22 protein-coding genes are annotated in these 23,073 nt (G+C 50.5%); 8 read left to right on the plus strand and 14 right to left on the minus strand.

Annotated features, from left to right (window positions below; genetic code table 11):
- Positions 1-10: 10 nt before the first annotated feature.
- From H8L32_RS02135 to H8L32_RS02160, 6 genes are all read right to left on the minus strand, one after another.
- The gene (locus H8L32_RS02135; RefSeq protein ID WP_186945505.1) at positions 11-817 is read right to left on the minus strand and encodes a class I SAM-dependent methyltransferase; all 807 of its coding nucleotides are present in this window, start codon (positions 815-817) and stop codon (positions 11-13) included.
- A 15-nt stretch (positions 818-832) separates the two neighbouring features.
- Positions 833-1,387, minus strand: coding sequence for a flagellar transcriptional regulator FlhC (flhC, locus tag H8L32_RS02140; protein WP_186945506.1), 555 nt, complete (start codon positions 1,385-1,387; stop codon positions 833-835).
- Positions 1,388-1,425: 38 nt separating this feature from the next.
- A complete protein-coding gene (gene flhD / locus H8L32_RS02145) occupies positions 1,426-1,743 on the minus strand; it encodes a flagellar transcriptional regulator FlhD (RefSeq protein WP_186945507.1) in 318 nt (105 codons plus the stop codon).
- A gap of 546 nt (positions 1,744-2,289) precedes the next feature.
- Positions 2,290-2,997 carry a DNA polymerase III subunit epsilon gene (dnaQ, locus tag H8L32_RS02150; protein WP_186945508.1) on the minus strand — a complete coding sequence of 236 codons (708 nt, stop codon included), beginning with the start codon at positions 2,995-2,997 and terminating at the stop codon, positions 2,290-2,292.
- 26 nt (positions 2,998-3,023) lie between these two features.
- Positions 3,024-4,424, minus strand: coding sequence for a tRNA lysidine(34) synthetase TilS (gene tilS / locus H8L32_RS02155; RefSeq protein WP_186945509.1), 1,401 nt, complete (start codon positions 4,422-4,424; stop codon positions 3,024-3,026).
- A complete protein-coding gene (locus tag H8L32_RS02160; RefSeq protein ID WP_186945510.1) occupies positions 4,421-5,395 on the minus strand; it encodes an acetyl-CoA carboxylase carboxyltransferase subunit alpha in 975 nt (324 codons plus the stop codon). Before H8L32_RS02160 ends, tilS begins: the two co-directional genes overlap by 4 nt.
- A 561-nt stretch (positions 5,396-5,956) precedes the next feature.
- Here H8L32_RS02160 and H8L32_RS02165 point away from each other — a divergent pair.
- From H8L32_RS02165 to H8L32_RS02185, 5 genes are all read left to right on the plus strand, one after another.
- Complete coding sequence (locus tag H8L32_RS02165) at positions 5,957-6,970, plus strand: nuclear transport factor 2 family protein (RefSeq protein WP_186945511.1); 1,014 nt, start codon at positions 5,957-5,959, stop codon at positions 6,968-6,970.
- A 59-nt stretch (positions 6,971-7,029) separates the two neighbouring features.
- The gene (locus tag H8L32_RS02170) at positions 7,030-8,238 is read left to right on the plus strand and encodes a L,D-transpeptidase family protein (protein WP_230412023.1); all 1,209 of its coding nucleotides are present in this window, start codon (positions 7,030-7,032) and stop codon (positions 8,236-8,238) included.
- A gap of 95 nt (positions 8,239-8,333) precedes the next feature.
- Positions 8,334-8,996 carry a peptidylprolyl isomerase gene (locus tag H8L32_RS02175; RefSeq protein ID WP_329605148.1) on the plus strand — a complete coding sequence of 221 codons (663 nt, stop codon included), beginning with the start codon at positions 8,334-8,336 and terminating at the stop codon, positions 8,994-8,996.
- A gap of 55 nt (positions 8,997-9,051) precedes the next feature.
- Positions 9,052-9,540 carry a peptidylprolyl isomerase gene (locus H8L32_RS02180; RefSeq protein WP_186945513.1) on the plus strand — a complete coding sequence of 163 codons (489 nt, stop codon included), beginning with the start codon at positions 9,052-9,054 and terminating at the stop codon, positions 9,538-9,540.
- Between the two features lie 27 nt (positions 9,541-9,567).
- Complete coding sequence (locus tag H8L32_RS02185) at positions 9,568-10,374, plus strand: UDP-2,3-diacylglucosamine diphosphatase (RefSeq protein ID WP_186945514.1); 807 nt, start codon at positions 9,568-9,570, stop codon at positions 10,372-10,374.
- Here H8L32_RS02185 and H8L32_RS02190 read toward each other — a convergent pair.
- A complete protein-coding gene (locus H8L32_RS02190; RefSeq protein ID WP_186945515.1) occupies positions 10,364-11,056 on the minus strand; it encodes an ABC transporter ATP-binding protein in 693 nt (230 codons plus the stop codon). The genes H8L32_RS02185 and H8L32_RS02190 overlap by 11 nt on opposite strands.
- A 14-nt stretch (positions 11,057-11,070) precedes the next feature.
- On the opposite strand from H8L32_RS02190, the gene H8L32_RS02195 reads away from it, so the two are divergent.
- Both H8L32_RS02195 and mnmH read left to right on the plus strand, forming a co-directional pair.
- Positions 11,071-11,724: an arylesterase gene (locus H8L32_RS02195; RefSeq protein WP_186945516.1), complete on the plus strand. Its 654-nt coding sequence runs from the start codon at positions 11,071-11,073 to the stop codon at positions 11,722-11,724.
- A gap of 3 nt (positions 11,725-11,727) precedes the next feature.
- Complete coding sequence (gene mnmH, locus H8L32_RS02200; protein WP_186945517.1) at positions 11,728-12,792, plus strand: tRNA 2-selenouridine(34) synthase MnmH; 1,065 nt, start codon at positions 11,728-11,730, stop codon at positions 12,790-12,792.
- Between the two features lie 28 nt (positions 12,793-12,820).
- Here mnmH and ccoS read toward each other — a convergent pair whose 3' ends face one another.
- From ccoS to H8L32_RS02235, 7 genes are all read right to left on the minus strand, one after another.
- Complete coding sequence (gene ccoS / locus H8L32_RS02205; RefSeq protein ID WP_186945518.1) at positions 12,821-12,964, minus strand: cbb3-type cytochrome oxidase assembly protein CcoS; 144 nt, start codon at positions 12,962-12,964, stop codon at positions 12,821-12,823.
- A 3-nt stretch (positions 12,965-12,967) separates the two neighbouring features.
- The gene (locus H8L32_RS02210; protein ID WP_186945519.1) at positions 12,968-15,262 is read right to left on the minus strand and encodes a heavy metal translocating P-type ATPase; all 2,295 of its coding nucleotides are present in this window, start codon (positions 15,260-15,262) and stop codon (positions 12,968-12,970) included.
- Positions 15,263-15,267: 5 nt separating this feature from the next.
- Entirely contained in the window at positions 15,268-15,510 is a 243-nt protein-coding gene (locus H8L32_RS02215; RefSeq protein WP_186945520.1) for a heavy metal translocating P-type ATPase metal-binding domain-containing protein, read from the minus strand.
- A gap of 500 nt (positions 15,511-16,010) precedes the next feature.
- Positions 16,011-16,994 (minus strand): S49 family peptidase, encoded by a 984-nt coding sequence (locus H8L32_RS02220; protein ID WP_186945521.1) that lies wholly within the window; start codon positions 16,992-16,994, stop codon positions 16,011-16,013.
- Positions 16,995-17,008: 14 nt separating this feature from the next.
- Complete coding sequence (locus H8L32_RS02225) at positions 17,009-17,374, minus strand: Rieske (2Fe-2S) protein (RefSeq protein WP_186945522.1); 366 nt, start codon at positions 17,372-17,374, stop codon at positions 17,009-17,011.
- A gap of 16 nt (positions 17,375-17,390) precedes the next feature.
- Positions 17,391-18,050 (minus strand): HAD-IA family hydrolase, encoded by a 660-nt coding sequence (locus H8L32_RS02230; protein WP_186945523.1) that lies wholly within the window; start codon positions 18,048-18,050, stop codon positions 17,391-17,393.
- Between the two features lie 88 nt (positions 18,051-18,138).
- Positions 18,139-19,152 (minus strand): RluA family pseudouridine synthase, encoded by a 1,014-nt coding sequence (locus tag H8L32_RS02235; RefSeq protein WP_186945524.1) that lies wholly within the window; start codon positions 19,150-19,152, stop codon positions 18,139-18,141.
- 628 nt (positions 19,153-19,780) lie between these two features.
- Here H8L32_RS02235 and H8L32_RS02240 point away from each other — a divergent pair.
- The gene (locus H8L32_RS02240; protein ID WP_186945525.1) at positions 19,781-22,885 is read left to right on the plus strand and encodes an Rne/Rng family ribonuclease; all 3,105 of its coding nucleotides are present in this window, start codon (positions 19,781-19,783) and stop codon (positions 22,883-22,885) included.
- The last annotated feature ends 188 nt before the right edge of the window (positions 22,886-23,073 follow it).

Below are 23,073 nucleotides of genomic sequence, written 5' to 3' on the forward strand. Positions count from 1 at the left end.
AATATGAACATTATATGCGCCAGACATATAGAACGGGGTCATTCGCACCGCTTTTTATAAGCAAATCCGCCTCGACGCCCGGGATCGGGAACTCATAACTCATCAGCAAAGTACCCTTCTTCATTTCGGCCTGCGCTTTTTCCCACAGGGCAGGCATGACTGCCGGTGACAGATAGGCAAAAATCAAATCAAATTCGGCAAAGTCCAGCGCCAGGTAATTACGCAGGAAAAATTGGGCATTGCCACTGGAAAATCGCGCCCTGATCCAGCTGACCAGCCATGGAAATGGCGCGATCTCCACCCCATAAAATTGCTGGTCTGGGCGGGCTCGCGACAAATTCAGAGACAAGCCACCAAAGCCGCTACCGATATCAATGAAACGCAGCGCAGATGCTGTTGGCATTTGCTCAAGAATACACGGCAACAAACTGGATTTGGAAGGGAAATATGGTACCTGGGTGCGGTAGGTAGACCAAAACAACAATACCATGAGCACAAAGATCAACAGGCTGTAGCCCGGGCTTAACTGATAGACCAGCGAAGCCACGACCGCATAGGGGAAAATGAATTCGATCAGCCACCACCACCACTTCAGGCGAAGCATGATGCTGATCAGGACAGCAAACAGGGAATGCGCAACCAGGATAAGGTAAGGCGAAAGCCTGGCCGCAGAAAACCGCTGATCCAGGCTATACAGGAGATAAGACAGCAAGAGCGCAATACACTGGACGCATAATGCGCGCATCGCTGGAGATGACAGGATACTGCCATCAGGAGAAATTTTGCCTTTGGGACTTTTCGATGATGCTAGTTCCAAGGCTCCTCCTATTTTTTATGCAACCAGCTCCATTGCGGTTTCTGCATCTTTTGCTTTTTTTGTTTTTCCCGCCCTTGATGGAACATGGCAGAGCCCACATGCATAATCATCATGCAAATCCAGGCTATGTGCAACAAAATGCCCACTGCATTTGCAACATTTTGCAAAACTGAGCATTTTTCCTTCAAAAAATCGCACCAGCGTCCATGCACGTGTCAAAGACAGTACAGGTTCTTCACCAACCGGCACGGCAATCTGTTCCAGGTACAGCTTGTACGCCTTGATCACAGCATCAATGCCATCTACCCCGGCATGCTCACGCAGATATTTATGAATATTCATAAACAGGGAAGAATGGATATTCGGCTGCCAGGTCGTAAACCAGTCGGTGGAAAATGGCAGCATGCCCTTAGGTGGAGACACACCCTTCAATTCTTTGTAAATCTTCAGCAGACGCTCACGTGACAAAGAGGTTTCGGATTCCAGCAATTGCAGCCGGGCACCCAGGTTAACCAGTTCAATCGCCAATTGAATTTCGTGGGCTTCGTTCACTACGCTTTTGCCTGCCATGATTCTCTCCATTTACCGGGATGATTACTATTGACGAATTAATGGATTTCTTCCACAGCCTGACCAGCCATCAGAATCGCAGCATGCGAATGGGCCAGAGCTCTTTCCTTGTTGTAATTTGTCAACATGCACAGTATGGAACTGTCTTCAAACCTGAAACGTGCCAGCATCATATTGGAACCAGCCAGTTTCAATATCTGCGCATTATTCAAACCCTCGATCAGGTCTGCAATTTCCTTGCCTATGCCCAAACGGAAAATGGCAGTTGCCTTGTCAGCACGGATCATTTGTTGCGCCAGCATCAAGTAGCTTAAATTAGCGTCCCGAATTTCGGCCATCATATCGTTCTGAGTCATTGTCCTACCCTCCAGTTTGTAATCAGCGGCATCAATTGCGTTGCCAGTGAGATACATTGTGCAGGCAAGGAAATAGACGCTGTATCAGCGAGAGTATGTATTTAAATGCAGAAAAAAACGAAGACATGCCGTAGGAAAATATCCTACAGGCACATTATGGCATTCGTAAAATAAAAATTTTACGAAAAAGCAGATTTTATTTTTTTAGATCTCAAAAAACACTGATCTAAAAATTGCCATTAAAAACAATGACTTAAGAAAGAAAAGCCTTTTTCACTCATCCTCTTATAATCATTAACGGCAGCAAATTCAGAAACTTTAGGGAATATTTAAAAATATTTTTAAATTCTTTCCATGCACTTTTAACGGCCTCCAACAGCAAAAACTTTAGGATTTTTAATAAATTTTTTCGAAAAAAAATCACCTGCTTACAACAGGTGATTCATTTTTCACTACAAATTGACTGAAACCGCGTTTATTTAATGGTCAAAAAAGAAATTAAATTTCTCATTAAAAATAGTTGAGCCCATAAAAATACCGTTTCACCTACGCCGTGGTGTGCCAGATGCATTTGTCGCGTATCTGCTTGTCCAGTCCATTCAACAAGGTTTCATGTTCATTGAGTTCATCATCCACCGCTGCCAATACAGTAATTTCGCCCACTGGCTGATCTGAAGCGACAAATTCTTGCACCTTGGGTGCATCATCGTCCGCCATATCGATTTCAAAACTGTTTTGACCACGCGACATGGCCAAAAAAACATCCGCCAGCAATTCGGCATCCAGCAAGGCGCCATGCAATTTACGATGAGAATTAGATATTTCATAACGACCGCACAGCGCATCCAGCGAATTTCGCTTCCCCGGATGCAATTCCTTCGCCAACACCAGGGTATCGGTAATTGCCGGGCACTGATCAGAAAATGACGGTAAATTCATTCTCGCCAGTTCGGCATTCAGGAAGCCGACGTCAAAGGGGGCGTTATGTATGATGATTTCTGCATCTTTGACATAAGTACAAAAAGCCTCTGCGATTTCAGCAAACTTCGGCTTGTCACTCAGGAACTCGGTTGTCAATCCATGCACAGCCAAAGCGCCTTCTTCAGAATCGCGCTCAGGATTGATGTACATATGGAAATTATTTCCGGTCAATTTGCGATTAAGCAACTCTACCGCGCCAATTTCAATGATTCGGTCACCGTTTCGTGCATTCAAGCCCGTTGTTTCGGTATCCAAGACGATCTGTCGTCGCATTTTTACATCCTATCAATCGAAATAAGTTATTTGCCTGTGTCAAATGACCAAGTCAAACGTATGCACTGCCCCACTTCACTGGTGCAAAACCTGCTTTGCATGCCGACCCCGGCAGCAAACACCAAATCCTTGCCCACTGACAGATACGGCAGTTTTTCGCGCTGCCAGAATGGAATGCGCAAAGACTGGAAATGACTCTTCATATCACGGGTAGGACGGTTCTCTGCCAGTTTAAGGCGCTCTCCTCCGCGCCGCAAATGCAATGACAATACTTGCTGCTGTAGCCATGTGGCTGCAATGCCTTCATCACCGGGTTCAAAATACAGGGTACCGCCAAACTCAGGAAAATGCATGGCTGCCTGGCCATGCCACTCAACACGCAGCTCCAGGTCTTGCACGGCATCCTTGTCGTACACATGCTCCAGATATACGCCATCGCTATAACGATGAATAGCCCGGTTGTCATGATGCACGGTAATTTTTGCATCATCACGACCATCGAATAACTGGCTTTGCATTTCTTTCAGCCGGGATGTGGTCGGCATGCGTATGCCCGCCTGGGCAAACCAATGGCGGAACAGGTTGTCGCGGCGCGCCTCGCTTAAAGCTTGCATGGCAGACAGGCTCAGGCCATCGTCTATGGAACATGCGGCCAGATCCTGTGCCGCCACCTCGATCAATACTTCCTGGGCAGACTGAAAATGAATCGCCGACCTGGCCAGCCGTTCGGAATAACCGGCAGACAGTTTTTCAAGGACAGGCATCACCTGATGGCGGATTGCATTGCGCAAGTAGCGAGGATCGGTGTTCGACTCGTCTTCTATATGGGACAGGTTTCTGGCGTAGGCATATTCATCCAGTGCCTTCCTTTTTTCAGCGAGCAAGGGACGCGCCAGCAATAGTTCGTCGATGCCAAACAGACTTTGCGCGCGATGACATTCATCCATGCCGGACATACCAGCAACGCCACTACCTCGCAGCAGTTGCAATAACAAGGTTTCTGCCTGGTCATCCTGGTGATGTGCTGACAGGATCAGATCAACCCGCACTCTTTGTGTGAGTTGACCCAGAGCGCGATAACGCCCTGCCCTGGCAGATGCTTCCACACCTTCGCCGCCAGTCATCGAAACCGTAATTTTTTCTGCCAGCAAACTCACGCCATAGCCATCACAGATCAACTGGCAATGCTGCAGCCAGGCATCTGCATTCGGGCTTAAGCCGTGATGTATATGGAAGGCAAAAAGAGGATGCCCGGACTGGCGGCAATACCGCACCGCCAGATCAAGCAATACGGTGGAATCCAGTCCACCGCTGAACGCAACTGCAAGACCGTTTGCTACGCCGTCCTGGCAATTGCCTGTGATGATACGACCAAGCTTCTCGACAAATCGCTGTTCAAGGGCGAGGCTACTGTGTTCCGCCTTCATTCAGCCGGTTTCGTTTCCTTAAACTTGCCATAGCTCATGAGTTTTTCATGGCGGGCAGCGAGCAGATCCTTGGTTTTTACGCCCTGGAACTGACGCAAGGTATCGGCCAGTGCACGCTTCACCAGGGCACACATCTGTTTGGGATCGCGATGCGCGCCACCCAATGGTTCATTGACGATCTTGTCGATCAGACCCATGGCCTTGAGTCTGTGTGCCGTCAGGCCCAGCGCTTCTGCCGCATCAGAGGCACGGTCAGATGTTTTCCACAGAATAGATGCACAACCTTCTGGTGAAATCACGGAATATGTCGCATATTGCAACATCAATACGGCATCACCTACGGCCAGCGCCAGGGCACCGCCCGAACCACCCTCACCAATGATGGTGGTGATCAGAGGTACTTTCAGTTCAGCCATGACATACAGGTTATGGCCTATGGCCTCGGACTGACCGCGTTCTTCAGCGTCGATACCAGGCCATGCACCGGTGGTATCCACAAAAGTGAATACCGGAATATCAAATTTTTCTGCCAGCTTCATCAGGCGCATGGCCTTGCGATAACCTTCGGGTCTTGGCATACCGAAGTTGCGCAAGGCACGTTCTTTAGTGTCACGGCCTTTTTGATGCCCCATGACCATACACGCCTGGCCATTGAACCTTGCTAGTCCGCCAACGATGGATAAATCATCAGAAAAACTGCGGTCTCCATGCAGCTCATGGAAATCCGTAAACATCTGATTAATATAATCGAGGGTATAGGGGCGCTGTGGATGACGGGAAATCTGGGAAACCTGCCATGGAGTCAACTTGGCATAGATATCCTTAGTCAACATCTGGCTTTTTTTGGACAGGCGATCAATTTCTTCCGAAATATCAACAGCCGAGTCGTCCTGAACAAAACGCAGTTCTTCTATTTTTGTTTCCAGTTCAGCAATAGATTGCTCAAAATTCAAAAATGTTGTCTTAGTCATCGTGCCTCCTTAACATCACACGAGTTTATAAAATTATCCAGAGTTGCGTCTGCCCCATCTGCGCCTGATTTATGGCGCCTATGGCAGAGCAATGGTCTGGATGATAGATAGCGCTATTGCCTGCGCGCCCTGTGGCGCACACAAATCATTGATATAAAAATATCTTTTTATCAATGCAATTTTGACCAATTGGTGACATATTATTCCGACGGATCAGATTAGATATCAAAAACCGCTTCGCTGTCCAGCATTGCGATGGAATTACGGCGGAAGAAACCGGGCCGTCATCGGGCAGATCAGGTATTTCCAGCAGTCGTTTTGCCTCTGCAGGCAAGTCAGTTTCACTTTTTTCTAATGGTCAAACTCTGGGTCAGACTCTGCAATACAGGTCGCAGTGTAGTCAAAATTAAAATAAAGTAACTTGCACCATGCTGTTTAAGCCTCAAACGAAGTCTCAAACGCACAAGTACAGCACTTATTTGATAAGATGGCGCATTTGCTCAGTATATCATTGCTGCTTACATGTTCTGCCAAACTCCTATAAATCCAAGACCGAACACCATGCGCCACATTTTGAAAAATGTCCTTACTTTATCCACTCTGACATTGCTGTTGATGTCTGCCACTGTATATGCCGATGATGCAGCTGATGTTGGCAAATTACTCAGAGCAGGGCAAATCAATGAAGCCATGCAAAAAGTGGATGCCGCACTGGCGCAACGCCCCAAGGATGCGCAAATGCGCTTTCTGAAAGGTCTGATACTGACAGAGCAAGGCAAATCGGCAGAAGCCATTACTGTATTTACAAAACTGACGGATGATTATCCGGAGTTGCCGGAACCGTACAACAATCTGGCTGTTTTATATGCATCTTCAGGTCAGTATGACAAGGCGCGCGCTGCACTGGAAATGGCGATACGCACCAACCCAACTTATGGCACCGCGCATGAAAACCTGGGTGACGTGTATGCCAAATTGGCTAGTCAGGCCTACGACAAGGCATTGCAACTGGATTCTGGCAATAGCACAGCCAAATTGAAACTGACACTGGTACGTAACCTGGTTGGCAATACGACTGGCGGCACCAATCCAAAGATTGCGGCGGCACCGGCCACTGCGCCCCCACAGGCAGCCGCGACAAAACCGGCGACTGTAGCGGCAGCAAAACCTGAAGCAGAAACACCAAAGGCTGAAAAACCGGCAGCCAAAGCAGCGCCAGTACAAGTAGCTGACCGTGATGAAGAAGAAGTTCTGAAAGCAGTCGAAAACTGGGCCAAAGCCTGGAGCAACAAAGACACCAGCGCCTATCTAGGTTATTACGCCAAAGATTTCCAGACACCAAAAGGCGAAAGCCATAAAGCCTGGGCAGAAGAACGCCGCCTGCGGATTGAAGGCAAAGGTCGCATCAATGTCAAAATTGAAGCTGCCAAGATCAATGTTGATGGCAATACAGCAACAGCAAAATTCCGTCAGATCTATACCTCTGATCAGTTGACCGCCAATAGCCGCAAGACCCTGAATATGATCAAGCAGGACGGCAAATGGCAGATCAAACAGGAGCGTGCGGGTAGCTAATGTTTTTCGCTGTCACCTCTGATGCTCCGACTACAGGCAGACTCGGAAAGCTTCTCATTTTGGCAATTTTTGCAATGGCAACGGTGGCGAACATTGTTTCGCCTGCCACTGCCATGGCAAAATCACGCCCCACCAAAGTAGCACCCGCCGAGATCAATCCCAATGCACCAGACCCGGATGGATTGCTGATTGATGTATACAAAAGCCTGGCTGCCAACAATCTGCAGAAAGCGCAAAGCAAGATTGATGCACTGGTAGAGGCTTATCCGCATTTCCAGCTGGCACACCTGATACAGGGTGATCTATTGCTCATGCACACCCGGCCAGTGGCCAGTTTTGGTGCCGGAGCAGCCGCCCAACCCGACAAACTGAAAGACCTCAGGGATGAAGCCGCCGCGAGAATACGCTCCTACCGCGAACGTCCCGACCCGAACCTCGTACCACGGGTGATATTGCAGTTACGCGACGACCAGAAGCAGGCCATCGTCGTGGACGCCCAGAAATCGCGTCTGTATGTGTATGAAAACAATGCAGGCCAGCCCAAACTGACCGGGGATTTTTATATCAGCCAGGGTAAATTCGGCATCAATAAACTCAAGGAAGGCGATCAAAAGACGCCTATCGGTGTGTATTACATCACCAGCCGGCTGGCCGGCTCCAAATTACCCAGCTTTTATGGCCCCGGTGCCCTGCCTCTGAATTACCCGAATGAATGGGACAAGATCAATGGCCGCAATGGTTCTGGCATCTGGCTACACGGCATGCCGCCAGAAAGCTTCAGCCGTCCGCCTATGGCATCAGATGGCTGTGTGGTACTGACCAATCCGGATTTCCTGAAAATTGCCGCCATGGTGGATATAGGCAAAACACCGGTCATCATCAGTGAGCATGTGGAGTTCGTCAATCGCACGAAATGGCTGGCGGACCGGAATTTTGCAATAAAATTACTGGAAGACTGGCGCCAGGACATGGAAAGCGTGAATGCCAACCGCATACTGGGCAATTATTCACGCAACTTCAAGACGATGCAGGGCGACAATCTGAATACCTGGTTTCCGAAACAGCAGCAAAGCTGGGATAACTGGCATAATCCCAGCATACGCCTGAAAGATGTCACACACTTTCGCTACCCGGGCAAAGACGAGCTGATCGTCAGCACCTTTACCCAGGAAACCAGTAACGGGAAAAGCCGTAGCGCCATACGCAAACGTCAATACTGGCTGAAAGAAGCAGCAAGATGGCGCATCGTGTATGAAACAACTGTCTGACAACAGGTGGACAGGAACACAGGCCAGGATTTTAAATAGCTGCTGCCGGGTTTAACCTGCCCTCGCTTAAAATTTTATTCTTATCCGGATTGAATATGAAAATGCCAGTAACGCGATTCGCCAGTGTAATCTTGAGTGGCTGCCTGATGATGGCAGCAGGTACAGTCTTAGCCCAGGATCATCCCAAAGTATCGTTAAAAACGACCATGGGTGAAATTGTGATTGAGCTTTACCCCGAGGCAGCACCCAAAACGGTGGAAAACTTCATCAAGTATGTCAAGAATGGTCATTACAAAGGTACCGTCTTTCATCGCGTGATCAATAATTTCATGATACAGGCCGGTGGCTACGACAAGGATCTGAAAGAAAAATCAACCAGCAAAACCGTGCCCAATGAAGCCCGCCAGGCGCTTGATCACAACCTGAAAAATGACCTTGGCACTATCGCCATGGCGCGCACCGAAGATCCCAACTCGGCGACTGCCCAGTTTTTTATCAATACCAGAAACAACGATGCCTTGAACCACCAGATTCTGCCTGAAGGTAATCCGGTTGAATTCCAGCTTCGTGGCCAGAACATGACAGAGCCCCGTGCCAAAGCATTGCGAATGACCGCAGGCTATACCCCGTTTGGCAAGGTCATCCAGGGCATGGATGTCGTCGAAAAAATTCAAGCCGTAGAGACAGGCGAAGCGAAGATGATGCAGGACGTACCAAATAAACCAGTTATCATTCAAGCCGCGACCTTGTTAAAATAAGCAAAACTTCAGGCTATTTACCTATATTTCCAACCTTTTGAAATGAAAGACTATCATGGCTGTTATTCTGACCACTAACTTCGGCGCTATCAAGATTGACCTGAACGAAGAAAAAGCACCAAAAACCGTTGCCAACTTTCTGGCCTATGTGGAATCTGGTCACTATAGCGGCACCATTTTCCATCGCGTGATTGATGGCTTCATGATCCAGGGTGGTGGTTTTGAGCCCGGCATGAATCAGAAATCCACCAATGCGCCTATCGAAAATGAAGCTAAAAACGGCTTGAAAAACGAGCGTTATACACTGGCCATGGCACGTACTGGCGACCCGCACTCTGCGTCCGCTCAATTCTTCATCAACACGGCAAACAACAGCTTCCTCGACTTTCCTGGTCAGGATGGCTGGGGCTACTGCGTCTTTGGCAAAGTGGTTGAAGGCACTGACATCGTCGACAAAATCAAAGGCGTAAAAACGACACGTACAGGCATGTTCCAGGACGTACCGGTTGAAAATGTCATCATCGAAAAAGCTGAAATCGTTTAAGACCAGCATTTTCCTGCATTTCTTCTCATGATCGCTGACACCACCGCGCATCAGCAAAAAGCGCAACCAGAACTGGTTGCGCTTTTTGCTTCCGATACACATTTGAATCCGGCCTTACCCAAAACCACAGAAATTTTCCTGGATTTTCTACAGCAACACGCTCGTCACGCACCCGCCCTGTACCTGCTGGGAGATCTGTTTGAGTACTGGGTCGGTGACGACAATATTGCCGATTCCTATAACCAGATGATCGTACAGGCTCTGCACGCACTGCAAGAGCATGGGGTAAAACTGTACTGGATAGGTGGAAACCGCGATTTCCTCATAGGCGAAGGTTTTGCCAGGGCTACCGGTGCAGTGTTGTTAGACGATCCACATGTGATCGAGGTCGCAGGTCAGCGTATAGCCATTACCCATGGCGACGCGCAATGTACGGATGACCTTGGCTATATGGAGTTCCGGCAAAAAGTCAGGCAACCTGAATGGCAACAGGCTTTTCTTGCCATGCCGCTGGCACAGCGCAAAAGTATCATCGAAGGCTTTCGCACAGAAAGCAAGATGGAGCAGAAGCAAAAATCCGCAGAAATCATGGATGTCAATAACACGGCCATCACAGCCCTGTTTGCGCAAACCCGGGCCACGACCCTGATACATGGGCACACCCACAGACCCGCCATCCACATCCATGATGGCCATGCACGACATGTGCTGGCAGACTGGGACTGCGATACCACGCCCACCCGTGGTGGCTGGCTGGCACTATACAGCGACGCCAGCATCCAGGCTTACCACCATGATGGCAAACTCGTTACTGAAACCACCATCAGTGATTGATTTCATCCCCGCGCAAATGACCGGCACTGATCGTCAGCACCCGGCCACAACGCGCCGCAATCGACAAATCATGCGTCACCAGCACCAGGGTTGAGCCGCGTTCACGATTCAATTTGAACATCAGATTGATAATGGCATCACCGGTGGCCGCATCCAGGCTGCCGGTTGGCTCATCTGCAAACAGCAGTGGCGGCTCAGTCACAAAAGCCCTGGCCAGCGCCACCCTCTGTTGCTCACCACCGGACAAAAACTTGGGGTAATGCCGCAGGCGTGATGCCAATCCAACCTGTTCCAGCATTTCTTCCGCCTTGGCACGGGCCTGTTTTTCACCGCGCAATTCCAGCGGCAGCATGACATTTTCCAGGGCGTTAAGATGCATCAGCAACTGAAATGATTGAAAAACAAAACCCAGTTTTTCTTTGCGAAACTGCGCCCTGCCGTCTTCATCCAAAGCAAAAATATCTACTCCATCAAGCACGACACGACCTTCTGTCGGCGTATCCAGGCCAGCCAGTATGCCCAGCAGCGTGGATTTACCGGAACCCGAAGCGCCAACAATTGCAAGCGTTTGTCCAGCTTGCGCGGTAAAATCAATACCATTGAGTATGCTTAGTTCGCCCGTTGCATCAGCTACGCGCTTGACTAAATGCTTCACTTCGATTGCCGCTTTATTTGATTCCATAAGGTTTTCTTTGTATGCTACTTTTACGGTTCTTATTACGTCATGCGACAAGACATGTACAACAAGTCATTGTGCTCCTGGCTTTTGCAGTTTCAGCCTTGCCTGCTTATTCTGCATCAAAAACAGTTGTTGTGCTCGGTGACAGCCTGTCCGCAGAGTATGGACTGACGCGCGGCAAGGGCTGGGTTGCCCTGCTGGAGCAAAGATTACAGCAAAAAAACATAGCGGCCACCGTCATCAATGCCAGCATCAGCGGTGACACCACCAGCGGTGGCAAGGCCAGGCTGGGGCAACTGCTGGACAAATACCATCCCGACATCGTCATCATAGAACTGGGTGGCAATGATGCCCTGCGTGGTCTATCACTTAATGCCTCTGAAGCGAATTTCAAGAGCATGATAGACATGGCCCAGGCCACCCGCGCCAAAGTCCTGCTGGTCGGTATGCGTATACCTCCCAATTATGGACCAGATTATTCCGAACGCTTCTTTTCACTGTATGCAAAACTGGCGAAAAGCATGAAGCTGGCCCTGGTTCCTTTTCTGCTCGAAGGCGTAGCCGAAAAAAATGAATTATTCCAGGCCGACAGAATCCATCCAGTGGCCGAAGCACACCCCCAGATATTGAACAATGTCTGGCCACATCTGCTGCCTTTACTGGGCAAATGACGCATGAAATATCCTGAGATAGTCGAATTTGCCGATGTCTTGCAGCGTCGCAGCGAATTCGACACCATCATCGATGTGCGCAGCGAAGCAGAATTTGCAGAAGACCATATTGCAGGTGCCATCAACTGCCCGGTGCTGGACAACCAGCAACGCATCGTCGTTGGCACCATGTACAAGCAAACCGGCTCATTTGAAGCCAAGCGCCTGGGGGCCGCTCTGGTGGCCAAAAATATTGCGCAGCACATAGAAACACACTTTCATGACAAGCCACGTGACTGGAAACCCCTGATCTATTGTTGGCGTGGTGGCAATCGCAGTGGTGCCATGGCGCATATCTTTGCCAGGATAGGCTGGCCGGTAGCGCAGCTGAACGGCGGCTATAAAGCCTACCGGCAGCACGTCAACCACAGTCTGATAAACGAGATTGCACATTTCCAGTGGCGCGTCTTGTGTGGCCCTACCGGCAGCGGCAAAAGCCATCTGTTACGCAGCCTGGCCGCAGCTGGTGCGCAAGTGCTGGACCTGGAAGACATGGCAGCCCATCGCGGCTCTGTGCTCGGTAGCATCCCGGATTGCCCACAACCTGCACAAAAACAGTTTGAAAGCCGGATTTTCTGGCAACTACAAGGTTTCAATCACCAGCAAGTGATTTATGTGGAAGCAGAAAGCAAAAAAATCGGCAACATCAGAGTGCCCGAAGTATTGATGGATACCATACGCAAAGCACCATGCATCGCTGTGCAAATGACGATAGAAAAACGCGTGGATTTACTGATGCAGGAATACGCACACTTCATCCTGTCGCCCACCAGCCTGAATAAGCAACTGGACTTTCTGGTTAGCCTGTATGGCAAAGAAAAAATCGCTGCCTGGCGTCAATTGGCCAATAATGGTGAACTTGGCTTGCTGGTAAAAAACCTGCTGGAACAGCATTATGACCCGGCATATAAAAAATCAGTCGACCGTAATTTTGCCGGTGCTGCCACGGCAAAGGTGATACAGCAGGACAACATCGCAGAATCGGATTTCAGCCACTCAGCGCAACAGATACTGCATGGCATTGCATGAACATGCGCTGCAATATCAGCTATCCACATCAGCCATCTACATCATCGACGATGCGCTGACCTTCCTGCTCAAGTTCATCAAACTGATTGTGACTGATTGCCCACCAGAACACGGCCCCTATCGCAAAGACAAGCACCAGGCTAAGAGGAACCAGCAAATATAAAATATCCATACATCAAGCCTGTTCCTGCAATACATGCAGGGGTTGTGGCAAACGATAAAGCCGCAAAGCATTCAACACCACAATCAGGGAACTCAGGGACATGCCCAAAGCAGCATGCCAGGGCTCCAGCAAACCGCTGATTGCGGCGGGAATCGCAATCAAATTATAAAACACTGCCCATGCCAGGTTTTCACGTATCAGCGCATACGCCTTGGCCGCCAGCGTCAAACCAAAATCCAGGTCCAGCAAACGATTCGACATCAATAGCATGTCACTGCGCGATTGTGAAATGGCAGCGCCCTGCCCCATGGCAACCGAAACATCTGCCAACCCCAGTACCGGGCCATCATTCATGCCATCCCCCACCATGACGACAACATGGCCTGCAGCCTGCAATTGCCGCACGGCTTCATATTTTCCAGCCGGACTCAGGCCAGCACGGGCATTCTGGATATCGCATTGGGCAGCGACCCGGGCCACGACTTCTGCCCGGTCACCCGACAGCAGCAATATTTTTTTACCCTTGCTTTTCAATTGGCGGATAGCTGCGACAGCATCATCACGCAAGACATCGTCAAGGGCAAACAGGAATAGCGCCTCCTGTTCCGTCGCCAGCACTGCCAGTGTTTGCTGTTTCAATACATCAGGGATATCCAGGTGTATGCCAGCAAGTGCAAAACCGGGATTACCCAGACGGTATCGCACACCGCCTACGACAGCCTCCAGCCCGGCCCCTGGCACTTCATGCAGGCTGAGTAAATCGTCAGCTTGTACCGCAGATGTTTTGCCTGCCTTGTGTAAGGCTATATAAGGTGTCAAATAATCGGCTATAGCCCGGGATACCGGATGACTGGAACGGGAGGCCAGTGCAAAGGCAATCTGTCTGGCACGCTCATATTCATGTTCGTTTCCATCCCGCTGTTGCAGTAGCAGCATCTGGTCAACCTGTAATTTACCCAAAGTCAGTGTGCCGGTTTTATCAAATACGATATGCGTGGCAGATGCCATTGCCTGTATCGCACGCGATTTGGTCAGCAGCACACCATTTTTTGCCAGTATGCCGATAGCAGCGGACATGACGCCTGGCGTTGCCAGCGACAAGGCACAAGGACAGGTGACGACAACAATGCTGATGGCAATCCAGAACGCGCGCGCACTGTCGATATGCCACCAGACTACTCCGCTGATAATTGACAGCAGCAAAATGATCAACAGGAAACGGCTGGCGTGTTTGTCTGCCAGTAAAACCAGCGGCGGCTTCTCTGATGCAGCCGCCTCCATCATCGCAATCAGTTGGGACAATTGTGTTGCGCCCCCCACTTCTTGCGTCTGCATGACCAGCGCACCACTGATATTGATGGCGCCGGCAATCAGCTTGCTGCCTGCGGTTTTGGGCACAGGTAATGATTCGCCCGTCATCAAAGCTTCGTCACAGGCGCTGTCACCAGCAATCACGATGCCGTCAGCAGGAATATGTTCGCCAGCAGCCACCAGTACCATATCACCAACACGCAAAGCACTGATATCGATCTGTTCTGTTTGTGCTTGTTGCGGATAATCGACGAAACGCTGGGCCATACCAGGCGTCAATTGCGTCAGTATGCGCAGCGCCGCACTGGTTTTTTTCTGCACCCTGGATTCGATCAGACGCGCGCCCAGCAATAGAAACACAAACATGATGGCCGAATCAAAATACACCGCACCACCGGCAAATGTCGCCCACACGCTGGCCAGGAAAGTACACAAGATCCCCAGCGACACTGGCACATCCATGCCTACATGCCGGTTTTTAAGGTCACGCCAGGCCGAACGGAAAAATGGCATTGCAGAAAAACCGATAACCGGTATGGTGATGATCATGCTGGCGATTTTTAACAGACGATCCAGATCCGGCGTCAAATCACCATCGATCTGCGGCACCGGTACCAGGTAGGCAGGAAAGGCATACATCATCACTTGCATCATGGCGAAACCGGCAACAAACAGCCGCCACAATGCCAGCCTGCCTTCCTTTTTTTCCATCGCATCGGGCGACTGGCTCGCAGGCAAGGCCCCGTAACCCAGATCCATGATGGCTGACAAAATACGCTTCAGCGAAACCAGATCAGGATTCCAGACTACATCTGCCCGATGGCTGGCAGAATTGATTTTGAAGGAAGAAACGCCAGCCAGCTGACGCACGCGAAATTCGATCAGTTGCACGCAGGCGGCACAGCGCATACCAGACAAATTCAGCTTTTCATTCTCAAGTGCAAGTTTCACATCGCTGACACTTGCCGTGGTCATGGTATTTACCAAAGTGCTCATGTCGGTTAGCCGGCGCTGCTCAGGCGGGCCTTATTTTTCAGGTAGGCAGCGACCAGGTGATTTTGTTCTATGGTCCGTAGTATTGCCAGGCACCCGTGGCAACACACCTGTTGCGGGCTGCCATTGAAGGTGACCGTCAGGGCATTGCGCTCACGCATGGTTTCATCGCAATGAAAACAGTTCAGCCTGCCACCCGTCCGCAAGGACAAAAAGCCGGTCTCCAGTCGAGATAAAAAAGCAAATGCCATGATTCCCTGAAAGGTGGGAGAGGTGGGACAGAATGAATGAAATTCTATAAGGAAATAAAATCGGGAACTTGATCTGGATCAAGCAGGAGAACTGCTTAGTCACAGATGCAGCATAGGTGCATCAGGTACAGATCAGATGCTGATCAAATAAAGCAGGCATAAAAAAACGGCAGCGTTGCACTGCCGTCCTTTTTACATCATGGATGCTACATAGCGAGGAGTCCGAGAAACCTCTGGTCCGTCAACTACACGGATATGCGCTGCACAAATTGTATGTCATTCCACTTCATTAATAACCGGCACACCAGACATTACCGGAGCTCAAATTTAATCCGCCCAGGATACAAAAAAGATTTTTGTATATCGACCTCCTTCTTTTGAACCAGTTACGCCCCTACTATAGGCCAAGCCAGAAACAAGAGAAAGAAAAAAATAACTATGCAAGCAGCGTCGGGGATTAAAGAAATCAACCAAACTAAATAGCTGATTTCATTATGCCATTAGCGTATATTGGGAACATTTCCCTTCAGAATCGTGGTCGCAGCGCTGGAGCCTATCGAAGCGCCAAATTTTTTCAACACACGTTCAGGCAAGCCTTCTTTTTGCGTGTAGTCAACGATATTTTCGACCTTGATCACATCACGCGCAACGGAATCCACTGACCCAAAATCATCTGCCAGGCCCATTTGCACCGCCTTGGTACCGATCCAGAACAAGCCAGAAAACATTTCTGGCGTTTCTTTCAAACGTTGACCACGACCAGTACGCACGGCATCAATAAACTGTTGATGGATTTCATTCAGCATCCCCTGGGAAAAGGCTTTCTGTTTTTCTGTCTGCGGTGAAAACGGATCCATGAAACCCTTGTTTTCACCGGCAGTCATCAGGCGACGTTCCACGCCCAGTTTATCCATGATGCCGGTAAAACCAAAACCATCCATCAACACACCGATAGAACCGACAATACTGGCTTTGTTCACGTAGATTTTATCTGCGGCCACAGCGATGTAATAACCACCAGACGCACAGATTTCATCGACCACGACATACAGCTTTTTCTCGGGATATTCTTTGCGCAAACGACCCATTTCATCATTGATCATGCCAGCCTGCACCGGGCTGCCACCAGGGCTGTTGATACGCACCACCACCGCAACCGAACCAGGGTCAGCAAAGGCCCTATTCAATGCCGGAATGACGGTCTGGGCGCTGCCGCTGCCCTCTGACTCTATGCTGCCATCAATTTCTATCAGGGCAGTATGATGGCCGAGGTTTTCCATTTCCCCCGTCGCATAATCACTGAAATAATAAAAACCGAACATCACCACAAACAGCAGCACGAATTTGAAGAAAATGCCCCAGCGCCGGCGCAGTCTCTGTTCACGCAAGGCGTCTGTTGCCAGCTTTTCCAGCAATTCCCGTTCCCAGTTCGGGTTTTTCTTGTCAGCCTCGGCGCTGGATGGGTTCAATATTTGATCATTCATATGTATTTCCAGTTTCAGGCAATGACAGGCTGAATATAGTCATCCGGGTGCCAATAGATTTGCCCATCCACTTCAGTGACATGGATTTTTCGCAGACGTCCTCCGCGACAGGGGCCGCCGGTACAATAACCGGTATCCGGCTGATAAATTGCGCCGTGGGTGGCACACATGATGTAAAGGCCGCTCGACTCCAGGAATTCACCCGGATTCCAGTCCAGCTCTACCGGCACATGGGCGCAACGGTTCAGGTAAGCATGTACCGTACCGCCATAGCGAATGACAAAACCAACTGCATCATCACTACCCGCAGTCAGGGGAAAGCGCACGCCTTTGCCGCCTTCGATCAAATCACCAGATACACAAATAGATATCGCTGTCATCTGACTTTTACCTCACTCATGCATTGTCGCGTAACCAGTCACGCAATTGCGTCACGTTTTTCGCCGAGAACAGCGGATTCATGTCCAGCAAAGCGGCTGGATCATGGGCACCGTACTCCACGGCAATCGCTGCTGCGCCAGCATTGCTGGCCATCTGCAGATCATGCGTGGTATCACCTATCATGACAGTGCGGCGCATATCCTGCCCCAGTTCACGGGTCAATTCTTGCAACATGGCAGGATGGGGCTTGGAAAATGTCTCGTCAGAACAACGTGTGGCATCAAATACAGATGTCAACTTCGCCGTGTGCAGAGCGCGGCTCAAGCCGACCCGGCTGGCACCGGTAGCCACCGCCAGAAAATAGCCATCCTGCGAAAGTTCGGCCAACATTTCCCTGACGCCATCAAACAAGGGCAGTTCATGGTCTTTGGCCAGGAAATGGTAACGGAAACGTTCCACCGCCCGGGGATAGAATTTCGGATCAATATCCGGCATGGCAACCTGTATGGCCTGCGGCAAAGCAAGGCCAATCACAAATGATGCGACATCTTCCTTGGGTATTGGCAATCCTAAATCACGTGCTGCTGCCTGTATGCATTTGACGATGACGGCAGTGCTGTCCATCAAGGTACCGTCCCAGTCAAATACAATTAAATCGAATTGCTTTTTTGCCATATTTTCAATAAAACGAATTCATTGCTGAATCCGTAACATGTTTCTCATCAATAACGGCATATTACCATTATTAAACCATTAATACTTTTCAAGCCAGGGCCAGCGTTTTCAGGAAATTAAGGCATTCAGGAGGCAAAGGCGCATTCACCGTCTGGGTCTTTCCCGATTCTGGATGGACAAAACTGATCTGATGCGCATGCAGGAACATCCTCTTCAAAGCACCTCGCCCTTCGCCAGCCTTGAGCAAGGCGCGGTTGAGGGCAAAATCCCCGTATTTATCATCCCCGGCAATGGCAAAGCCACTGGCAGACAGATGCACACGGATCTGATGGGTACGCCCGGTCTTCAATTCGGCTTCCAGCAACGCAAAATCGCGATATTTTTTCTGCAAGGAAAACACCGTGTGTGAAGGCATGCCATCGGCCTGCACCCGCACGCGGCGTTCACCATCGGCGGTCGTATACTTGTACAATGCCAGTTTGACATGCTGACGCGCATTCTTCCAGTCTCCACTGACCAGGGTCAGGTAACGCTTGTCGGTCACACCATCACGCATTTGTTCATGCAAATTTGTCAATGCAGTGCGTTTTTTTGCCAGCAAGAGTATGCCCGAGGTTTCTCTGTCCAGCCTATGGACCAGTTCCAGAAACTTGGCATCTGGCCTGGAAGCACGCAATTGTTCAATCACGCCATAGCTGACGCCAGAGCCGCCATGTACGGCCACACCGGCCGGTTTGTCGATAATGAGCAAATAATTATCTTCAAACAGAATAGGAAATTCCTGTTTGGGCGCTGTCTGCTCGGTGGCTTCTGCCATACGTATAGGCGGAATACGGACAACATCCCCCTCTACCAGCCGGTAGAGCTGGTCGATACGCCCTTTGTTGACACGCACTTCACCTGATCGCAATACACGATAAACATGGCTTTTTGGCACGCCTTTGCAGATGCGCAATAAGAAATTGTCTATACGCTGCCCCGCCTCTTCTTCAGAGATCGTGAGCAACTGTACTTTGGGTTGGGATACCGAAGGCTGCTGAGAGGAAGGCTTTTCCATCTGAATTTGATGTGCTCCCCTATTAATTGTCGCTAAGTCCTTCATTTTGAATATATAATTGTTTTCGCTTCAGCATTTATGCTTTTAGCAGTGTAAGAGGAATAAACGACTATTTTACACAGGGGCATGTCCTTCGGCCTCGCCTGTTTGCAAATTTGATGGAAAAGATGTGTATGCAGCGTCGTTTGCCTGTCAGGGTAACAGCCAATTGTTGTTATCGGGCATGGACCAACGAGGTTGGATCAGAGAGTTTGAATTGTAAGGATAAGTCTGGCAAGAGATGCTGGTTTAATTATGAAACAGCATGCTTGCCAGTTGACAGTGATGGTAATCGGGGCGATTCCGTCAGACACAACAAAATAAGATGGTCTGACATCAAAGTTGCTCATCGCCTGGCGTTGTCACTGGTTGCTGTACACAGCGACCAAGTCATACAACGCGGGGGACATGTGCACTCGTGCTTTTTTACCCTGACTGTCCGCGCCCAGCGCAAAACAGATGCCCGGTTTTATTCAGCATGGCAATAATCTTGCCGTAGCTGGTTCCGCCCTGCTTTGCCTCAGGCATTTCCCGCCCCCTCAAACACTCCGTTCCCGCGTACATCCCGTATCAGTACAGTTGTCATCTTTAAAAGATGGCAGCACAAGATGACCACCAGGTCACGGAGTAAAACATGAAACGTATGCTGTTCAATGCGACGCAGCAAGAAGAGTTGCGCGTTGCCATTGTCAATGGGCAAAAGCTCATCGACATTGATATCGAGACTGCCGGTCGCGAACTGCGCAAGTCCAATATCTACAAAGGCGTGATCACTCGTATCGAGCCTTCCCTTGAAGCCTGTTTCGTCAACTATGGCGAAGAACGTCACGGCTTCCTCCCTTTCAAAGAAGTTGCCCGCACCTATTTTAAAGAAGGCGTGGACGTACGCAATGCTTCCATTAAAGAAGCGCTGCGCGAAGGCCAGGAAATCATGGTCCAGGTCGAAAAAGAAGAACGTGGCAACAAGGGCGCAGCCCTGACCTCGTTCATCTCACTGGCTGGCCGTTATCTGGTTTTGATGCCGAACAATCCGCGTGGTGGTGGTGTTTCCCGTCGCGTCGAAGGTGAAGATCGCCAGGAATTGCGCGAAACCATGGACAAACTGGACTTGCCTGGCGGCATGTCTGTGATTGCCCGCACAGCCGGTATAGGCCGCAATGTTGACGAATTGCAATGGGATTTGAATTACCTGATGCAACTCTGGCGCGCGATTGAAGGCGCAGGCAAATCCTCTCCAGGCGCTTTCCTGATTTATCAGGAATCTTCACTGGTGATCCGCGCTATCCGCGATTATTTCCAGCCAGACATCGGTGAAATCCTCATCGATACCGATGAAATTTACGAACAGGCTCAGCAGTTCATGAGCCATGTGATGCCCGACATGGTGCATCGCGTCAAACGCTATAGCGATGATGTACCGCTGTTCTCGCGTTTCCAGATCGAACACCAGATCGAAACTGCCTATTCCCGTACCGTACCATTGCCTTCCGGCGGCGCGATCGTTATTGATCATACTGAAGCTTTGGTGTCAGTTGACGTTAACTCGGCGCGCTCCACCCGTGGTGGTGATATCGAGACAACAGCGTTCAATACCAATCTGGAAGCCGCTGAAGAAGTAGCCCGTCAATTGCGTCTGCGTGATCTGGGTGGTTTGATCGTGATCGATTTTATCGACATGGAAAACGCCAAAAACCAGCGCGAAGTTGAAACACGCCTGAAAGATGCCCTGCGCTATGACCGCGCACGTGTACAAATGGGCAAGATTTCCCGCTTTGGCCTGATGGAACTGTCACGCCAGCGTCTGCGCCCTTCCCTGTCCGAAGGCAGCCATGTGACTTGCCCGCGTTGTAACGGCACTGGCCACATCCGTGATACTGAATCTTCTGCCCTGCAAGTCCTGCGCATCATCCAGGAAGAGGCCATGAAGGAAAACTCGGCAGCGATCCACGTCCAGGTACCTGTCGACGTCGCTGCTTTCCTGCTGAATGAAAAGCGTGGTGAAATCCTGAAGATAGAAACGCGTCACCGCGTGACCGTCATCCTGATCCCGAACAAGCATCTGGAAACCCCGCATTACAAGCTTGATCGCCTGAAAAATGACGATCCACGCCTTGAAGATCATCATGCCAGCTATGCCATGGCAGAGCAGGCTGATACCGATATCGGCTACAGCAAGCGTCAAAAAGAAGACGTGAAGCCACGCCAGGAAGCAATGGTCAAGAGCATCACTCCTGACACAGCGCCTATCGTCGAACGCAAGGAAGTACCGGTCCCTGTACCTGCCGCACCGGTCAGCGCACCAGCTACGCCTGGTTTCTTCAGCAAGCTGTTTGGCTTCTTCTTTGGCAAATCCGAAGCACCTGCCGCAGTAGAAGCGCCAGAACAGGCTGAAGACAAAACCAATGGCCGCGACCGCAATGCCCGCAACCCGCGCAATAACCAGCGCAACCGCAATAGCCGTCGCAACCGTGATCGTGAAGAACGCGAAGACCGTCCGGCACGCGCTGAAAAGCCTGAGCAAGAAGCAGCCAAACCGGCCGCAGTTGAAAATGCACGTCCACCTAAAGCCGCCAAGCCACCACGTGAAGAACGTGAACCGCAAGAAAGCCGCCGTGAACGTCAGCAACGTCAGCGCGACGAACGCAAGGAAAGCCAGCCACAGGAAGCCAAGGCCGAAGAAGCCATCCAGAAACATGCTGATCCGATTCCTGTCGACGTCATGCCTGCCAATGCGCAGCTGGAAGCTCTGGAATCAGGTGCTGAAAATGAAACCAGCGAGCAAGGCGAAGAACGCCGTCGCCGTCGTCGTCGTGGTGGCCGCAACCGCAATCGCCGCGACCGTGATGGCAATGAGCAAGTCAATGAACAAGGCGAATTGCTGATTGATGCAACAGGTGAAACAGCAGAAGCCAATATACAAGCAGCCAAAGCAATGGAAGCAGTGGAATCTACAGTGCCTGCCGAACCAGTGGCAGCACCCGTTGCGACTCCTGTACACGCTGCGGCCCAAGCCCCGGTAGTTGCAGACATTGCACCAGTTGTTGCGCCAGCAGTTGTTGCTGACGTTGCTGACATTGCCACAGTTACTACTATTGACACACCTGCACCAGCCCAAGCAGTCGCCGCCCCTGCCCAGGTAGCAGATAACGCTGTTCCAACAGCCACTATCAGCACGCCTGAACCTGTAGTCGCCGCCGATACAGTTACCTCTGGTGCAAGCGTAGTTAGCTCAGGCGTCAGCAATGACACTCTGGATGCAGCGCCAGTAGTGGTGGCCACAGCCGTTGTCGCTACAGAACCAGTACCGGCAGCACCTGTCGCCGCAGTGGAAGTTATCGAAGCAGCACCAGTTGCAGCTCCGGCACCGGTCGTCACAGTTGCACCGACTGCACCTGCCGCACCTGCTGCACCTACTACAACTGAGACACCTGCCACGCCTGCTATCGCTGTAGCAGCAACCGCGGTTGCACCAGTCGCTGCGACAGTAGTCGCCAGTGAAGCTCCAGTACCTGCCAGCTACGTCAGCAAGGCACCAGTTGCCGCAACCATGCCTTTGGAAAGCCTGCATTCCATGCTGAAAGAGGCTGGCCTGGAACTGGCAAGTACTGACCCGGTCAAACTGCAGGCAGCGCAGGAAAGTGCACAGAATTTTGTGCCACCTGCACGCGTTCCACGCGAACGCAAGCCCCTGCCAGTCAGCAATGATGAGCCATTGGTCATGGTGGAAACACGTCACTAGACTTGAGCAATAGCGCTGGAAATAAAAACCGGCAATGCCATGCATTGCCGGTTTTTTTATTAGCGCCCGGATCAAGACCCTACCCCAGCCATCCTCTCATCCATAGCAAAACGCAAGACTTAGCCAGTCGTGCTATTGTTAAGGGCTACGCTTGTTTATGTTAAGGCGTGTTGACTTGGCAATACTTC

The sequence above is a fragment of the Undibacterium hunanense genome (assembly GCF_014284335.1).
GTDB classification, from domain to species: domain Bacteria; phylum Pseudomonadota; class Gammaproteobacteria; order Burkholderiales; family Burkholderiaceae_D; genus Undibacterium; species Undibacterium hunanense.

What these genes read in the sequence shown, in the direction of transcription:
- flhC (WP_186945506.1), bottom strand. Translation starts at nt 1,387, where the DNA reads ATGGCAGGCAAAAGCGTAGTGAACGAAGCCCACGAAATTCAATTGGCG.
- flhD (WP_186945507.1), bottom strand. Translation starts at nt 1,743, where the DNA reads ATGACTCAGAACGATATGATGGCCGAAATTCGGGACGCTAATTTAAGC.
- dnaQ (WP_186945508.1), bottom strand. Translation starts at nt 2,997, where the DNA reads ATGCGACGACAGATCGTCTTGGATACCGAAACAACGGGCTTGAATGCA.
- tilS (WP_186945509.1), bottom strand. Translation starts at nt 4,424, where the DNA reads ATGAAGGCGGAACACAGTAGCCTCGCCCTTGAACAGCGATTTGTCGAG.
- H8L32_RS02160 (WP_186945510.1), bottom strand. Translation starts at nt 5,395, where the DNA reads ATGACTAAGACAACATTTTTGAATTTTGAGCAATCTATTGCTGAACTG.
- H8L32_RS02165 (WP_186945511.1), top strand. Translation starts at nt 5,957, where the DNA reads ATGCGCCACATTTTGAAAAATGTCCTTACTTTATCCACTCTGACATTG.
- H8L32_RS02175 (WP_329605148.1), top strand. Translation starts at nt 8,334, where the DNA reads ATGAAAATGCCAGTAACGCGATTCGCCAGTGTAATCTTGAGTGGCTGC.
- H8L32_RS02180 (WP_186945513.1), top strand. Translation starts at nt 9,052, where the DNA reads ATGGCTGTTATTCTGACCACTAACTTCGGCGCTATCAAGATTGACCTG.
- H8L32_RS02185 (WP_186945514.1), top strand. Translation starts at nt 9,568, where the DNA reads ATGATCGCTGACACCACCGCGCATCAGCAAAAAGCGCAACCAGAACTG.
- H8L32_RS02190 (WP_186945515.1), bottom strand. Translation starts at nt 11,056, where the DNA reads ATGGAATCAAATAAAGCGGCAATCGAAGTGAAGCATTTAGTCAAGCGC.
- H8L32_RS02195 (WP_186945516.1), top strand. Translation starts at nt 11,071, where the DNA reads ATGCTACTTTTACGGTTCTTATTACGTCATGCGACAAGACATGTACAA.
- mnmH (WP_186945517.1), top strand. Translation starts at nt 11,728, where the DNA reads ATGAAATATCCTGAGATAGTCGAATTTGCCGATGTCTTGCAGCGTCGC.
- ccoS (WP_186945518.1), bottom strand. Translation starts at nt 12,964, where the DNA reads ATGGATATTTTATATTTGCTGGTTCCTCTTAGCCTGGTGCTTGTCTTT.
- H8L32_RS02210 (WP_186945519.1), bottom strand. Translation starts at nt 15,262, where the DNA reads ATGAGCACTTTGGTAAATACCATGACCACGGCAAGTGTCAGCGATGTG.
- H8L32_RS02215 (WP_186945520.1), bottom strand. Translation starts at nt 15,510, where the DNA reads ATGGCATTTGCTTTTTTATCTCGACTGGAGACCGGCTTTTTGTCCTTG.
- H8L32_RS02220 (WP_186945521.1), bottom strand. Translation starts at nt 16,994, where the DNA reads ATGAATGATCAAATATTGAACCCATCCAGCGCCGAGGCTGACAAGAAA.
- H8L32_RS02225 (WP_186945522.1), bottom strand. Translation starts at nt 17,374, where the DNA reads ATGACAGCGATATCTATTTGTGTATCTGGTGATTTGATCGAAGGCGGC.
- H8L32_RS02230 (WP_186945523.1), bottom strand. Translation starts at nt 18,050, where the DNA reads ATGGCAAAAAAGCAATTCGATTTAATTGTATTTGACTGGGACGGTACC.
- H8L32_RS02235 (WP_186945524.1), bottom strand. Translation starts at nt 19,152, where the DNA reads ATGAAGGACTTAGCGACAATTAATAGGGGAGCACATCAAATTCAGATG.
- H8L32_RS02240 (WP_186945525.1), top strand. Translation starts at nt 19,781, where the DNA reads ATGAAACGTATGCTGTTCAATGCGACGCAGCAAGAAGAGTTGCGCGTT.